This is a genomic window from Cobetia amphilecti, assembly GCF_020217465.1.
Lineage (GTDB): Bacteria > Pseudomonadota > Gammaproteobacteria > Pseudomonadales > Halomonadaceae > Cobetia > Cobetia amphilecti.
The window spans coordinates 1,879,424-1,893,982 of record NZ_CP084115.1; the positions used below are offsets into that span (position 1 = coordinate 1,879,424).

The 14,559-nt window shown below is 50.7% G+C and carries 12 protein-coding genes; 11 read left to right on the top strand and 1 reads right to left on the bottom strand.

What is annotated here, in order from left to right; translation table 11 throughout:
• The first annotated feature begins 779 nt into the window (after positions 1 to 779).
• The 4 genes from LCW13_RS08085 (at position 780) to LCW13_RS08100 (ending at position 6,798) form a co-directional block, all read left to right on the top strand.
• Positions 780 to 4,634 (top strand): hypothetical protein, encoded by a 3,855-nt coding sequence (locus LCW13_RS08085; RefSeq protein WP_225348006.1) that lies wholly within the window; start codon positions 780 to 782, stop codon positions 4,632 to 4,634.
• 62 nt (positions 4,635 to 4,696) lie between these two features.
• Complete coding sequence (locus LCW13_RS08090) at positions 4,697 to 5,545, top strand: hypothetical protein (RefSeq protein WP_225348007.1); 849 nt, start codon at positions 4,697 to 4,699, stop codon at positions 5,543 to 5,545.
• A 340-nt stretch (positions 5,546 to 5,885) separates the two neighbouring features.
• Complete coding sequence (locus tag LCW13_RS08095) at positions 5,886 to 6,119, top strand: hypothetical protein (protein ID WP_225348008.1); 234 nt, start codon at positions 5,886 to 5,888, stop codon at positions 6,117 to 6,119.
• A 358-nt stretch (positions 6,120 to 6,477) separates the two neighbouring features.
• Positions 6,478 to 6,798 carry a hypothetical protein gene (locus tag LCW13_RS08100; RefSeq protein WP_225348009.1) on the top strand — a complete coding sequence of 107 codons (321 nt, stop codon included), beginning with the start codon at positions 6,478 to 6,480 and terminating at the stop codon, positions 6,796 to 6,798.
• 234 nt (positions 6,799 to 7,032) lie between these two features.
• Here the strand turns inward: LCW13_RS08100 and LCW13_RS08105 are convergent, their stop codons facing one another.
• On the bottom strand, positions 7,033 to 7,290 hold the full coding sequence (locus LCW13_RS08105) for a hypothetical protein (protein ID WP_225348010.1): 258 nt from the start codon (positions 7,288 to 7,290) through the stop codon (positions 7,033 to 7,035).
• Positions 7,291 to 7,596: 306 nt separating this feature from the next.
• Here LCW13_RS08105 and LCW13_RS08110 point away from each other — a divergent pair, with 306 nt between their 5' ends.
• From LCW13_RS08110 to LCW13_RS08140, 7 genes are all read left to right on the top strand, one after another.
• Positions 7,597 to 8,271 carry a response regulator gene (locus LCW13_RS08110; protein WP_131431957.1) on the top strand — a complete coding sequence of 225 codons (675 nt, stop codon included), beginning with the start codon at positions 7,597 to 7,599 and terminating at the stop codon, positions 8,269 to 8,271.
• Positions 8,249 to 9,583 carry an ATP-binding protein gene (locus tag LCW13_RS08115; protein ID WP_225348011.1) on the top strand — a complete coding sequence of 445 codons (1,335 nt, stop codon included), beginning with the start codon at positions 8,249 to 8,251 and terminating at the stop codon, positions 9,581 to 9,583. Before LCW13_RS08110 ends, LCW13_RS08115 begins: the two co-directional genes overlap by 23 nt.
• Positions 9,584 to 9,667: 84 nt before the next feature.
• Positions 9,668 to 11,644 carry a copper resistance system multicopper oxidase gene (locus tag LCW13_RS08120; RefSeq protein WP_225348012.1) on the top strand — a complete coding sequence of 659 codons (1,977 nt, stop codon included), beginning with the start codon at positions 9,668 to 9,670 and terminating at the stop codon, positions 11,642 to 11,644.
• Positions 11,645 to 11,653: 9 nt separating this feature from the next.
• Positions 11,654 to 12,436: a copper resistance protein B gene (locus LCW13_RS08125; RefSeq protein WP_225348013.1), complete on the top strand. Its 783-nt coding sequence runs from the start codon at positions 11,654 to 11,656 to the stop codon at positions 12,434 to 12,436.
• 208 nt (positions 12,437 to 12,644) lie between these two features.
• Positions 12,645 to 13,055, top strand: a complete 411-nt coding sequence (locus LCW13_RS08130; RefSeq protein WP_225348014.1) for a hypothetical protein — start codon at positions 12,645 to 12,647, stop codon at positions 13,053 to 13,055.
• Between the two features lie 200 nt (positions 13,056 to 13,255).
• A complete protein-coding gene (locus LCW13_RS08135) occupies positions 13,256 to 13,987 on the top strand; it encodes a c-type cytochrome (RefSeq protein ID WP_153635668.1) in 732 nt (243 codons plus the stop codon).
• Positions 13,988 to 14,144: 157 nt separating this feature from the next.
• On the top strand, positions 14,145 to 14,543 hold the full coding sequence (locus tag LCW13_RS08140; RefSeq protein WP_225348015.1) for a hypothetical protein: 399 nt from the start codon (positions 14,145 to 14,147) through the stop codon (positions 14,541 to 14,543).
• Positions 14,544 to 14,559 lie beyond the last annotated feature (16 nt).

Sequence of the window (14,559 nt, forward strand, 5' to 3'; positions counted from 1 at the left end):
AGCCCCTTAAGTGAGGCGACTTCCTTGCCAGCCACGTCTACTCATATCCTACTGTTATGGGCTTGGTCGCTTCTTCGAGACGAAAAATGTCGTAGACAGCCTTTCGCATACCGTGCCAAATAGGATTAAATGCTAATAATTGAAATCGAAATTTACGGCTATCTTGTGGCTACGTCCATAGGTGGTGGAGGCGTTAGAGCTGTTGGAGCAGATTCACTTAGAGCGACTGTTGGCTTGCCTGAGACCCTAGGACCCGTGGTTATCCGCAAAGAGGGTGCCGGGTGGCGGTAGCGTGGCTGATTGCCTCGTATCGCCTATAGGTCGAGACACGTAGCGCCGTACATATCATAATAAGGAAGTCAGAAGCAAGGATGAGCATCTTATATTGTAATCTTCCTAAGGCTGGCCTTACAGAGGAAACCCTCAGCTAAAGGATCGACAACACAAGATTGCCTAAAAGATCACCAGCCCAGAAATTCTCTCGCGTCTCTACTTGGTGGTCTAATGTGCTGCAGTTATTCTATGAAACAAAGTTTATAGGTTATAATAAAAAGATAGAATGCTTTCTTGCGACCCTAAGCGTACTTTCTTGTCTGACGTATCTACAACAAGGGCGGTTAGCTGCAGTGGCTATTCCGTCGTATTACGGAATGAAAAGCCGATATTAATACTTTGGTAACTTACGTAGCGATCTAGTCGATGAGTTATGTATCGGTATATTCTAAATATCGAGTGATAAAATTTTATGGATCTACAAGATGCTATACTGAGGCACTGCTATGACGATCTTTGAAATCGAGAAAACTGACCTACTTCGCTTGTCTGATACTCACCTAGAAGAGTTGATAGCACGTCTTGCTGAGGCGGAGGTTGCTACATATGGGTATAGCCCAGCAAGCGTCAGTTGGTCGGGCTCGATCAAGGCTCCTGACGCCGGCATCGACATTCATGTGCAGGTAAAAGCTTCAAAAATCGACTCAGGCTTCTTAATCCGTCCAGATACGATTCTTCAGTCTAAAAAGGACAGTATGTCGAAATCCGCGATCTCTGCAGAGATGGTAAAACATGGCAACCTGACCCCAGTATTGGCAAACCAAGCGAAGATCGGCGGCAGCTATATCATTGTGAGTCTTTCCGACGATTGTTCACCACCAATGAAAAAGGCCCGACTTGGCGCCATGCAGGCGGCTGTCGCGAATGATCCCAACAAAGATAACATCCACCTCGACTTCTTCGACCTTTCCAAGCTTGTTCAATGGTTACGACAGCACCCATCGGTTTTGCTCTGGGTGAAAAACAAGTTGGGCCAAGGATATTCAGGTTGGCAACCATATGGGGCATGGAGCAATCCTCCAAATGGATCACCTGACACGCTAATCTCCGCCCCAGGAGTCATAGTTAATGTGCCGACAGAGGGGGGGGAGGAACTTTCAATTAAGAACGCCATTGAACCTATGCGGCGTCTCATTCACTGCTCGAAAAAATCGATCCGCATCACTGGGCTTTCCGGTGTTGGTAAGACACGAATCGTTCAAGCGCTCTTTGACGAAACCATAGGAGACGATCCTCTAGATAGGACAATTGCCGTCTACGTTGACACAGGGCAAGACCCTAATCCTTCCGCATCTGCAATGCTTGACCGGCTTATAGCCGAAAGGCGTCGCGCGGTGATGATCCTTGACAACTGTCCATCCGACCTGCATTCGGCATTGGCAAGCAAGTTGTCGGCTGCAAGAAGTGATGTCAGCCTGGTTACAGTCGAATACGATATTAGGGACGACAAACCCCAAACTACAGAAGTAATACATATTGAGGCCAACGGACCAGAAGTTGCCGAAAAGCTTCTTCTGCGGCGATTCCCCACGATTGGACAAGGCAATGCCCGGCGAGTAGCTGAGTTTGCCGACGGTAATTCTAGGGTGGCTTTGGCTATTGCGGAACGAGTTGAACAAGGTGAAAGCTTGGCCGAACTTTCCGGCGCCGAGTTGTTTGATCGCCTTTTTCAGCAACGCAAGGAGCAAGATGGAGATCTTCGCGAAAAAGCCGAAACTCTGTCTCTCGTGTATTCGTTTTCGGTTTCTGCTTCTGAGGTTGTTCAGGATGAACTAGAAGTCTTGGGTTCTATTTCAGGATACACAAAAGCGCAACTGTTTCGAGCAACGGCGAAGCTAGCGGATCGCCATATTGTACAAAAGAGAGCTTATTGGAGGGCTATACTGCCTCATGCTGTAGCAAACAGGCTGGCAAGCTCCGCGCTTGAGAGCATTCCTGAAGAGACCCTGAGATCAACATTCGAAGCGCCTGGAAACATACGGCTTCTCATGTCATTCGCACATAGGCTGGGCTTAATGCATGAACACCCTGTAGCTCAGAACATTGTACAAACATGGCTTGAACCAAATGGCCTTTTGGGCCGCATTTTGGACCTTGATAAGAATCTATTGAGGATACTGGACTATATAAAACCAGTTGCACCAGAGGCATTGCTTGACCGGATTGAAGTCGAAATCAATGCTACAAGCATTCAATGGATGGAGCCGAAGTTTAATTTTCTTAGGAGTACGATCCTAAATTTGCTTCAATCATTAGCATACGATGCACATGCCTTTAATCGCTGCGTATCTCTTATGATACGTATTGCGGACCATGAGGAAAAGAGTAACAAAAGCGATACGGTCAACAGCAATATTTCGAGGTTATTTCAACCCTATCTTTCTGGCACACATGCTTCATTGGAACAGCGCCTCTATATTGTGGAGGAATGCCTAAGTTCTAAAAAAATGGGGTGGCGTTCGCTGGGTATGGAGATGCTTTCTACGGCCTTGGACGGACCGCCATGGACAAGCTTTAGCCTCAACGGTTTCGGGGCACGACCCAGAAATTATGGTTATACCCCAAATCATGAGCAGCTTATTGAGTGGCGAACTGCCTTCGTGAATTTAGCAGTTCGGTTTGCAAACTCCAATAATACTGACATAAAGGGACGAGCACGAATGATTCTGGCGGGTGAGTTTCCAGGTCTATGGCGCCATGAAGAAATGCGGGAGGAGCTTGTTGCAGCAGCACGAGCGATCAATGAGCACCAACCATGGGGCGAAGGGTGGAAGGCCATTCGCTCTATCATTTATTTCGATCATACGATACAAAAAGACGAATATGAACCAGGCTCGCTTCCCCAAGATCTTGCTGATTTAGATCGGAGCCTTGAGCCGCACGACCTAATTGCAAAGATCAAGACATATGTTCTGGGGAAAGGGAATGACTACTGGGCACTTGATAACGAGTTCGACAGCACCAACCATGATAAGTATCGAGATGCTGAAGATCGGTTAGCTACAAAGTCAATAGATTTGGGTGAGGCCTTTGCAGTCTCTGACCATGAGCTCGATGAGTTGGGTTCTGAATTGTTTTGCAGTGAATGGATGCCCTATCGAAGAGCGTTCGGGGTCGGCCTTGCAAAGGGGGCGCACAATTATCGTGAAGGTTGGGAATGCTTACTGGAGCACCTCGCTCGGTCATCCGGTTCGGGCCACGATTTTTCCGTAATTGGAGGCTTCATTGAAGAGGTTGCCACCAGTGACAATACGCTTTCAAGAGAACTCTTAGATGAGTGTGCGGAACACTTAGAACTTCGGAAAAAACTTGTAGAGCTGCATCCAAGGTTTGATTTCACGGAGGCCGATCTGAATCGGTGCATGGCCCTGCTCGACCATGAAAAAACATGGACTTGGATGTTTGGACCTATCCTTTGGCAAGATAGCTACGCACACATCCCATCTGAACGTCTCTTGGAGCTTGCACAGAAACTACTGGCCAGGACGGACGGTGTCGACACACTACTCGATGCACTCAGTATGAAACTGCACGGGAAGAGCCCTACGGACGATACGTTAGGACCTGAGCTGAGAAAACTTGGCTTGAAGGCAGCAACAAAATCCCTGTCGGTCGATCACAGTGACCCTAATGGTAGAAAAGACCACTCTATAGAAAATGTAATTAACGCCGCACTTAGCTTCGAGGGCAACAACGCAGAAAAGATAGAGTGGTTGGATACCATATTCTCTATCATGGACGAGCGCCACGGCTTCATTCATAAGTGCGAGGGAGCGATTGAAACTACAGCAGGAATTATGCCTCAGGCATTTCTGAATCGTGTTTTCCAAGGGACAGAGAAACAGCAGCATCAGCGCATTTTTTTCATTCGTCACGGGGGGATTGGGCGCTACCCGCTCTCCAAGATCGATATAGCCGACCTGATTCTGTGGTGTGAGCAACGGAATGAAGCGGATGTCTGGGGTATGGTCGCGCCAGGTATCAGACTTTGGGAGAAAGTGGATAAGGATAGGGATGTCTATTCCATAACGTCATCGGCTATTGAGTTTCTTGAAGCCGCTCCAGAGCCCGAGCGAGTCCTTCACGCTTACGCGGATCGTGTTACACCATCATCTTGGTCTGGGAGCCGTGCAGATACTATGCAGCCGAGGGCCGATGCGATTGCCCAATTGACGCAGCATAAGCGGAAAGAGATAGCCAAGGTGGCTGGATCAGTGTCCGATCGGCTGGCCATGGAAATCGAACGCGAACGGGTGCGTGATAGACAGAGAGATGAGGAACGCGAACAGCGTTTTGAGTGATATCGTAAGTAATAGGATCTGTACCTCTATTTCCATATTTATCAAAAATAAATGGAATCATCATGTCCGCAAATATTTTCAATAAGCTGTGGGTTATAGAATCTTTACCGCAAGGTGAGCTTAGAACCGGGAAAAATCTTTTCGATAATGAGCTGGACAAAGCTAAGCAGGTACAGCAAGACCTTGTCGTCGAATTCGCTGAGCCAACAACTAAGTCCGAGCTGCTTGATGTATTAGAAAAAATACATGACGAGGCTATGAGTGGACTATATCCAATGATCCACTTTGAGTGTCATGGTTGTGAATATGGTTTAGGAACCGCCAGCGGAGAACTGGTGGCATGGGATGAAATCAGAGATGTCCTTATTAAAATCAACTGGGCGACTAAGCTAAATCTAATGATTGTAATTGCAGCCTGCAACGGTGCCCATTTAATAAAAGTATGTACAAAGCTAGATGCAGCTCCTTTCTGGGCCATAATTGGTCCGGAGATAGAAGTAACTGCTGGCCATATTCAGGATAGCTTTGGTCGGTTTTATGAGTCCTTTTTTTCAGATCTCGATGGGGATAAAGCCATTGCTATCCTTAATGAAGGGGCAGAGAAACAAAATCGTACCTATCATTTTTTAAGCGCTGCTGGACTATTTTCAAAGGCTTATCGAGCTTATCACGATAGTTACTGTGTTGGGAAAGGGGGGCAAGAAAGAATAGAATACCTTGTTACTGAGGCGCTAAAAAATATCAATGTAAAAAAACAAGGTGTAACATGGGCCAGACAGCAAGTAAAGAAAGGTCTTGTGTCTAATGATCAGGAGTTTGATAAACTCAGGAAAAGGTTCTTCTTCATTTCTGATTACCCAGAAAACAATGAGCGCTTTCCTTTATTTATGGATGATATTGTTTCAAGGTGAAATCCCTAACAATACGCTTTTGTCGAACAAATACTCCGCGGCGCTTTTAATTTTCTGTAGAGTGCCGCATTATATCCTCTCTGGTTTAACGTACGAAGATGGGCGGGTGCCGAAATTTAGACTATGCTACTGATTGGTTTTTGGCAGTTGATAACCTAAGATGACCATGTTGGGAAAGGCAGTAAACTAGTTGTTGGTTGTATATGGCCACGTTGCCGAAATTGCCATCAAGTCAATAGAGTGGTGTGGTAGTTTAAGAATATTGAACGCATGCGCTAGTTAAAGCGAGAAATTACACGTGCTACCTAATGCCTGCTAGGAAATCAATGGAGATAATGAATTGAAAGATAAAATCAAGTTAAATCCTGGTGAAACTTTAAAACTAGAAAGCCAGCGCTCTAAAGGCACTATGGCTGAAACAGACATCTCGAAATATGCAATTTTGGATTCAAGCGGAGAAAAAGTTGGTTCTATACTCTATAAAGATCATACGTCAATTAAAGGCTTCAATCGTACCCAGTCTATTGAGCAGCGCGACAGCCATGGAAATATCGTAGTAGAAGTGACGTGGTGAGATTTTAATAAAGTGTTATTGTCGGCGCTGTTAGCGGCTGGGGCAACTTAAACTACGTCTCAGTCGCCCTAATAATTGACGTTATGTTTTCGGGAGATGTATGGAGATAACTCGTCCTACTCATATAGAGGTTGCAGATCACTTCTATCACGATTCGATTGATCTACTAAAGCGATATGAGCACTGTTTTGAAAGTGAGACCCCAGACTTTTCGGTTCTTAAGTCTCGTCGAATGAAGTGTTTTATTGACCTGCGGATAGCATTGGAAAGTTCCTTGAAGTCAGTTGTTTCCTACTACTGCCATAACAATCTTAAAGGTAAAAAGTTGATACAGAGGGTAGAGAGTTATGGACATCGTATGGACAAATTGAAACCGGCTGCATTGCCACACCTTTCTGAAGAGATTGTGGAGAGTGTTTCTTTAGTGTGTGATCAACTTCAGTCCTTGCCAGTTGGTTTGCGTTATCGTCTCGACGTTATGGATTTTATTAGTAATAGGGAAGATGAGTATTACAGAACTATCGGTAGTGATGCTTGGATGAGTTCTACAGCTGGAATAGTGTGGGCCGTTTCTAAATACATCGGTGAAGAACTCAACAAAGAAAGTCGCATCATTGGCGTGGACGAATTGATGGAAGAGTTTTTTCAGACAAGATATGAGAAGTATGCCATTAAGTAGTAAGTAGTGATTTAATCATGTCAGGCACGGCGACGCTAACTATTGTGGGTAAGTATTCATTTCGTAGGCGCGCGCACTGTCCGCATTATATCAAAGGATGATAAAAGGAAGCTTCTGGTTGATTTTCTATGTCCGGATGATTTTGTAGTACTCAGAGTCCACGTCCGACGACTATCTCAACCTTGTACGTGAATAGATTGATGGGCACTATATCTACGCTTAAGCACCTACCTCTCAACACTTATAGCGTAAATCATCTTGGTTTGGTCCTCCTAAGCCCTGCACCGGAATCAGGGCAGCGGCAGGCATCAACTGCGCCATGAACATGATCAGCAGGGTGCCACCGCCGACCCCGACAGCTGCAGACATGGCTGACGTCAGCAGGGCAAGCAGCAGCAACGCGCAGACGATAGGCAGCGAGAGCGGGAAATACTGCGCGAGGCCATCAAGCAGGCTTGCGAGGTAGGGAATATCGGCGGGACTGGCGAGCATTGCGGGCATCCTGTGGAGATAGCCAATAAAGATGGATAGGGGGTCAGGCAGCCGACATGACGCATGACCTGCCTGACAGGCGTGCAAGGCTACCGTGACGGGGAGGCGCTATCCAGCCAGGCGTGCTTGGCTGAATAGCACATGGGAGATTCGAGCGGCTTCACGTGGTGGTGAGATTATATGTTGCTGTCTTTTCAGCCAGTGATCAGCTTTCCCCCATAGGATGGTGAGGCTTACCATGACATGTTGGTTTAGCACTATGCCGCAGTGTTCAGTGGGTGTTTTGTGGATCAGGAGAAAGCTGGCATGAAGCTGTTGTTGCTTGAAGATGATGACCTGCTGGCGGAAAGCCTGGCCGAACTGCTTGAGGACAATGGCTACCGGTTGGATGTCTCCTCGAACTTGAATGATGCGCAGGCCTTCATGGCAACCGAGCAGTACGCGTTGGCCATTCTGGATCTGGGACTACCGGATGGCTCCGGGTTGGATTTGCTCAAGCGCTGGCGTCAAGGACAGGTGGATATTCCGATACTGATTCTCACGGCCCGTGACACGTGGGAAGACAAGGTCGTCGGTTTGCGCAGCGGGGCAGATGATTACCTTACCAAGCCATTTCATGAAGCAGAGTTGTTGGCACGTCTTCATGCGCTTCTTCGGCGTCGCCAAGGGGCAAGTCATGGGTATCTTCAGGTAAGCGGAATTCAGCTGGATGAAGAGGCGCAGCGTGTGTGCTGCGATGGAGAGCAGTGGGCGAGCTTGACGGCCACCGAATTCCGCCTGTTGCGCTACCTCATGCATCATCCAGACAGAGTGCACTCCAAGGCACAGTTGCTGGATCAGCTATATGCCCTGGAGCAGGACGCCGCGGCGCCCAATCTGGTAGAAGTCTATATCGCTCGCCTTCGCCGCCGCCTGGGCAAGGACTTGATACAGACTCGCCGCGGACAGGGGTATCTGCTTGTTTCACATCGATCGTCGTAGCCTTCGTTTTCGCCTGCTGACCCGCCTGGGAGGAGCATCTCTCGCGGTGGTGCTGTTTGCCTGGTATCTGCATGGCTTCTTTCTCCACGAGCTGGCGAAGGACTTTCTTGGCGAGCGTCTCAAGGATGAGGCATCGCATATCGTCACCTTGCTCAAGAAGGATGAGCGGCCTGTTACCCAGCTCATGGCGGCTGCGCGTGAGGAGTCCCTGAGCTTTCATCATTTCTATGTGTTGCGAGTCGGGGAGAAGGTCAGTACTTCGCTGCCTGCCTTGCCGACGCAGTTGCTCCCTTTGCTTGAGGGCAAGGGAGATGCGTTGTTCATGCATCAGTTTCAGCAACAGCCACTGTTGGTCTATCGACATGTCTTCGATATCCGCGGGGAGGCGGTGCAATTGCTGATTGCCGAGAATTTCTCGCCAGTGGAGCAGGGCTTGACCCGAGTTCATTGGTGGATTGCCGCCAGCGCCATCCTGTTATGGGGAATTCTGATATCACTCAATCTGCTGGCGGTAAGGCGGGGGCTCAGGCCGTTGAGTGTCCTGCGTCATCAATTGAGTGAACTCCAGTCCGGGCACCGAAAGCGGATTGTGCTTGAGGCCCCTTCCGAGCTTGATGCGTTGGTATCACAGCTCAACACCCTGCTGGATGAGTTTGATCGTCGGTTGTCTCGTTCACGAGAGTCTGTGGCGAATCTGTCCCATGCGCTCAAGACACCTCTGGCGGCACTGACACAGGTGCTGCGTGGCAAGCGACCGATCAATGAGGTACGTCGTGGCAAGATGCTGCAACGTGTAGAGACGATTCATTCCCAGCTGGAGACAGAACTCAGGCGAGCCCGCATTGCTGGCCCGCGCGCCGGTCAGACAACACGCCCGGTTGAAGAGGCCCAGCGCTTGATCGAGATGTTCCAGGGGATCTATCCGCAGCGTACCTTCTTGCTGGAGTGTCTGGGCGTATCTAATGAGCATGCGGATAGCTGGGTGAATGTCGAGACACAGGATTTCACCGAAATGCTCGGCATATTGCTGGATAATGCGGGCAAGTGGTCTGTCAATCAGGTGCAATGCCGATTGACGATAGAGAGTGACCAGATCGTGCTCTGCGTCGAGGATGATGGTCCGGGGGTGCCGCAGGCACAGTTGGCCCATCTTGGCGAGCGTGGGTGGCGTCAGGACGAAACTCACCCGGGTTATGGGTTGGGGCTCTCCATTCTTGCCCATCTCGTCAAGCATTACGCTGGTTGCGTGAGCTACTCAACAGCCGGCGCAGGGGGATTGAGAGCCGAGGTGCATCTGCCCACACGCAAATAGGCACTCCATTCAGGTTCGTTTCAGCTTGCCGTGGCTTCATCCATGTCATGACTCTTCATTCATGACTCGGGAGCAGCAACGGCCATGGCACCAAAACCGTCTGAATTTTCTGTATCACGTCGTCAGTTGCTCAAGGGAGGTTCTGCCCTGGGGCTGGGCGCAATGGTGTCAGGCGTGGCACCCGCCTGGGCCAACCCCTGGGGGCGCACATCAGGTTACTCCCAAGGGGTTGAGCATGGGCCCGAGATCTCTCTTGTCATTCGACGTGAAGACATCGACATTGCCGGGCAATTCGCTCGTCCTATCAGCATCAATGGCAGTAGTCCCGGGCCCATGGTGCGCTTGAAGGAGGGGCAGGATGCTGTCATCAAGGTGACAAACCTGCTCGATGAGCCAACCTCCATTCACTGGCATGGCATCATACTTCCTCCGGAAATGGACGGCGTGCCGGGTATCAGCTTCGCAGGGATAGCACCGGGCGAAACCTTTACCTACCGGTTTCCTGTCACTCAGAGCGGTACCTACTGGTATCACAGTCATTCAGGCCTCCAGGAGCAGGAAGGCCACGCAGGACCATTGATCATCGACTCCGCAACACCCGAAGCCTTCACCTATGATCGTGAGCATGTCCTGCTGCTGACTGACTGGACATTCGAAGACCCCAAGTCCGTATTTCGCAATCTCAAGACCATGGAAGGCTACTACAACTATCAGGAGCGTACCGTCGCTGATTTCTTTGCGGATGTACGACGGGGTGGTTGGGTGGACACGATCGAGTCGCGCAGCATGTGGGCAGAGATGCGCATGAGTTCACGGGATATTGCCGATGTCACCGGCAGTACCTATACGTATCTTCTCAATGGTCATTCACCAGAAGAAAACTGGAGCGCGCTATTCAAGCGCGGGGAAACAGTGCGTCTGCGTGTCGTCAATGGCTCGGCAATGAGCTACTTCGATTTACGCATTCCCGGCTTGAAGATGACCGTGGTAGCGGCAGATGGACAGCCAGTGCAACCGGTAGAAGTGGATGAGTTCCGTATTGCCGTGGCGGAAGCCTACGATGTGCTGGTGACACCGGAAGATGACAAGGCGTACACCATCTTCGCCGAAGCCATGGACCGCAGTGGCTACGCGCGAGCCACGTTGGCACCCCGCCCCGGAATGGAGGCGCCCGTACCTGAACGACGGCAGATCGCTGATCGCGGGATGGAGGCCATGGGCGCTCATGCTGGAATGGACCATTCGCAGATGGCAGGCATGGATCATTCGCAGATGGCGGGCATGGATCATTCGCAGATGGCGGGCATGGACCATTCGCAGATGGCGGGCATGGACCATTCGAAGATGGCAGGTATGGACCATTCGAAGATGGCAGGCATGGACCATTCGCAGATGGCGGGCATGGACCATTCGAAGATGGCAGGCATGGACCATTCGAAGATGGCAGGTATGGACCATTCGCAGATGGCGGGCATGGACCATTCGCAGATGGCGGGCATGGACCATTCGCAGATGGCAGGTATGGACCATTCGAAGATGACTGGCCTGCAAGCCGATGCAGCCCAGGGCGGCATGCTGATGGCGGGTGCTGCTCAGCAAGGGGCTCGTTATGACCAGGCAGGAATCGGTCTGGACCAGTCGCTGCGTCGTGTACTGGTCTATCAGGATCTCAAGGCCTATTCACCATGGCCGGACAGACGTGGGCCCATGCGCGAGATGGAGTTGCATCTGACCGGCAATATGGAACGTTATATGTGGTCCTTCGATGGCAAGAAGTTCAGTGAAGTCAATGGCCCTATTCATTTTCATAAAGATGAGCGCCTCCGTCTCATCTTGATCAATGACACCATGATGGAGCATCCCATTCATTTACATGGGATGTGGATGGAGCTCGAGAATGGCCACGGTGACCTGATCCCTCGCAAGCACACCTTGAATGTCAAACCCGGTGAGCGCGTCTCAGCGTTGATCACTGCCGATGCAGAAGGTAGCTGGGCTTTCCATTGTCATCTTCTGTACCACATGGATGCAGGTATGTTCCGTGTCGTAAAGGTTTCCTGAGGAGTCATCATGTCAATCAGTCAGCATTCATTTCGTCTTGCCTGCGTGACGGTATGTCTATTCTCCAGTGCTGGTGCCTCCCAGGCATTTGCCCAGGATGGATATGATGCCCCGGCGTCATGGCCATCGCCCATGGCCGAACATCTCCAGTGGAGCGCAGTTTTCGATCGCCTGGAATATAGCCTTCCGGACAAGGGAGAGGACTCCCTGGTGTGGGATTTTCAGGCCTGGTATGGCGGAGATACCCACCGCGTCTATCTCAAGTCAGAAGGGGAGAATGTCCAAGGCGATGGTGAAGAAGCCGAGTTTGAATCCCTTGAGCTTCTCTACAGTCGCCTGGTTGCCGATTTCTGGGAGTTCCAGATCGGAGCTGGCTATCAGGGTGGTGTGTTCAACGATGATCATGATGAAGGCGTATATGGGGTCTTCGGCTTTCAGGGGACCGCCCCCTACCGGATCGAGACGGATGCCGCAGTGCAGTACCGAGAGGAAGGTATCGTGACTGCCAGCCTGGAGCTTGAACATGATGTGCGCCTGACCCAGCGCTGGTATCTACAGCCACGTAGTGAAATGGTGTTCGCTGCCAATGAGTCCAGGCAGCAGGGGATTGGGGCGGGCCTCAACTCAGTACGAATCGGCTTGCGTGCACGCTATGAGATAACTCGGCGGGTAGCGCCTTACGTCGGCATGTACTGGCAGAGAGAGTATGGCGAAACCGCCGATATGCAGCGTGAAGAAGGTGAGGATGTGGAGGATACGGCTGTCGTGGTCGGTGTGCGCATGATGTTCTAGAGGAGTCAGGATGGCAGTGACATTTTTCAATTGAATAGCGGTGGTGTAGTTGCGTGATCATGTTTTACATGAATATGCAGAATGGCCTTTTGATTGGGAGACTATGTCTTATGGTTTTGTACAATGTGATGATAATCTATTCCATTTTCAGGATGTTTTCAGGTTGTGTTGCCATGATGATAAGTGAACCCATAAAGAGATGATTTTCATGAAAACATCAACGCTGTTACTTGCTGCTACCATGACTTTTTTTACCGCTGTGACGCAGGCCAATGATGAGCATAGCCGTCTTCCGACTCTTTCGGCTGGAGTTTCAGAAACATATGGACTTGTGGCTGGAAAGCCATTGCGTTTCCAAATAGCCGTTGAACATGATGCAGTTCTAAAGATCAGCAGTCGACATTTTGCAGCTGATTCGAGTAAGAACAACCTGATGGCTGCTGTGCTACGAGACCCACAAGGAAATGTCGTCGCGACAGCCTCTGATGATAATGGGCATTTTTCACTGGAGCAGGATGTCCAAGAAGGCTATTACCAATTGGAGGTCGCAGGAAATTCAATAAGTGGTTCGGCTGACGAAAATGGGCGTAGCTATTCTCTAAATGTTGCTTTTGAATAAGAGGTGGTTATGGCGAAAGATGATCAATGATAGGTTTAATGTAAATTGCTGAGCGATATTTGAAAATTATTCATTGATGTTGTGTTGTAAATAAGCCGTCACTCTGGATCGTGTTGATGGCCGGCATTCGTCGGCCTTTTTTTTCGCTTTGGTTGACAGCCTTGTCATTGACTATTCTTGCCGTCTAAAAGGGGGGCGACATGAAGAAATTATTGTTGGGGATGTGTCTGGCATTCATGGTGCTGCTGGCAGCAGGGGCCGGAGTCATTTACTCCGGCGTCGTCAGTGTCGCGGCAGATGATCCGCATGGGTCATGGGTCCATGGAATTCTTGAAACGGCGCGTGAACGTTCGATCGAAAGCCACGCGAGTGATATCGCCGCGCCACCCCTCGATGATGAAGCCATGAAAGTGGCGGGGGCCGGCAATTATGCATCGATGTGTGCCTCCTGCCATCTCGCGCCAGGCATGCAAGAGACAGAGCTCAGCAAGGGGCTTTACCCCAGTCCACCGAATTTTGTATCTTCGGATATGCATGGTGAGCCTGAAGAGCGCTTCTGGGTCATCAAGCATGGGATAAAAGCCAGCGGAATGCCGGCATGGGGCAAGAGCATGCAGGATGAATATATCTGGCAGATGGTCGCTTTCATGCAAGAGCTACCGGACATGAGTGCTGCTCGTTATACGGCTCTTGTGGCAGCAAGTGATGGTCATCAACATGGCGGAGGCGAGACTGCACAATCACCGTCATCGCATCATGACGATGACACCCGCCAACCACATCACGCTAGGGAAGCTGATGGGCCTGCTGATTTACAAGACAGCCATGAGCCGGAGGGCAGTCATGAGCCGAAAGAGAATCATGAGCCGAAGGACAGTGGCCGGGCTGAGGATCATCCTCACTCATCACATGATGCAGAGCATCAACATTGAGGCCAGGGCCAGCATCAGGCATCGGAAGTGACGTACACGGCCAGCCGCAAACAACATGACCTGCCTGACAGGCGTACGATGCCAGAGCCGGCCTCAGCTTGAAGAGGTGGTGCACGGCGACATTCTCGTTGTGCTGGCAGAGACGCCGGCATCCTGCGTGGCGATCAGCTGTCGCATCAGTGCCAACTGGCAGCAGGGCGAGCAACTCGCGAGACTCGTCGAGGTGATTCTTCGTCATCCACGCCTGCGAATCGTGATCGATGCCTGTGATGTCGAACGTCTGCCGTTGTCCACGCGCATCGTGTCGGGCAGCGGTCGCCATCAACTGGCCTGGCAGACCCTGTCACGTCACATGCTGGAGCCGGAATGGGGCATGCATGCCGTCCACTGGCGGGGCGAGAAACCTGATAGGCCGGCATGGGTCAGCGCCTTTGAACCTGCGACGCTGACCCGATGTCTTGCCCGCCAGTTGCCTGGTCATGAGGTGCGTTGTCTGCCGCCCCTGATCCCGCAGGACCCCGGCTTCACGCTCGTCATCACGCCACGCACGCCCTGATTCCCCCGCACGTTCT

What these genes read in the sequence shown, in the direction of transcription:
- LCW13_RS08100 (WP_225348009.1), top strand. Translation starts at nt 6,478, where the DNA reads ATGGACAAATTGAAACCGGCTGCATTGCCACACCTTTCTGAAGAGATT.
- LCW13_RS08105 (WP_225348010.1), bottom strand. Translation starts at nt 7,290, where the DNA reads ATGCTCGCCAGTCCCGCCGATATTCCCTACCTCGCAAGCCTGCTTGAT.
- LCW13_RS08125 (WP_225348013.1), top strand. Translation starts at nt 11,654, where the DNA reads ATGTCAATCAGTCAGCATTCATTTCGTCTTGCCTGCGTGACGGTATGT.
- LCW13_RS08110 (WP_131431957.1), top strand. Translation starts at nt 7,597, where the DNA reads ATGAAGCTGTTGTTGCTTGAAGATGATGACCTGCTGGCGGAAAGCCTG.
- LCW13_RS08090 (WP_225348007.1), top strand. Translation starts at nt 4,697, where the DNA reads ATGTCCGCAAATATTTTCAATAAGCTGTGGGTTATAGAATCTTTACCG.
- LCW13_RS08120 (WP_225348012.1), top strand. Translation starts at nt 9,668, where the DNA reads ATGGCACCAAAACCGTCTGAATTTTCTGTATCACGTCGTCAGTTGCTC.
- LCW13_RS08130 (WP_225348014.1), top strand. Translation starts at nt 12,645, where the DNA reads ATGAAAACATCAACGCTGTTACTTGCTGCTACCATGACTTTTTTTACC.
- LCW13_RS08135 (WP_153635668.1), top strand. Translation starts at nt 13,256, where the DNA reads ATGAAGAAATTATTGTTGGGGATGTGTCTGGCATTCATGGTGCTGCTG.
- LCW13_RS08085 (WP_225348006.1), top strand. Translation starts at nt 780, where the DNA reads ATGACGATCTTTGAAATCGAGAAAACTGACCTACTTCGCTTGTCTGAT.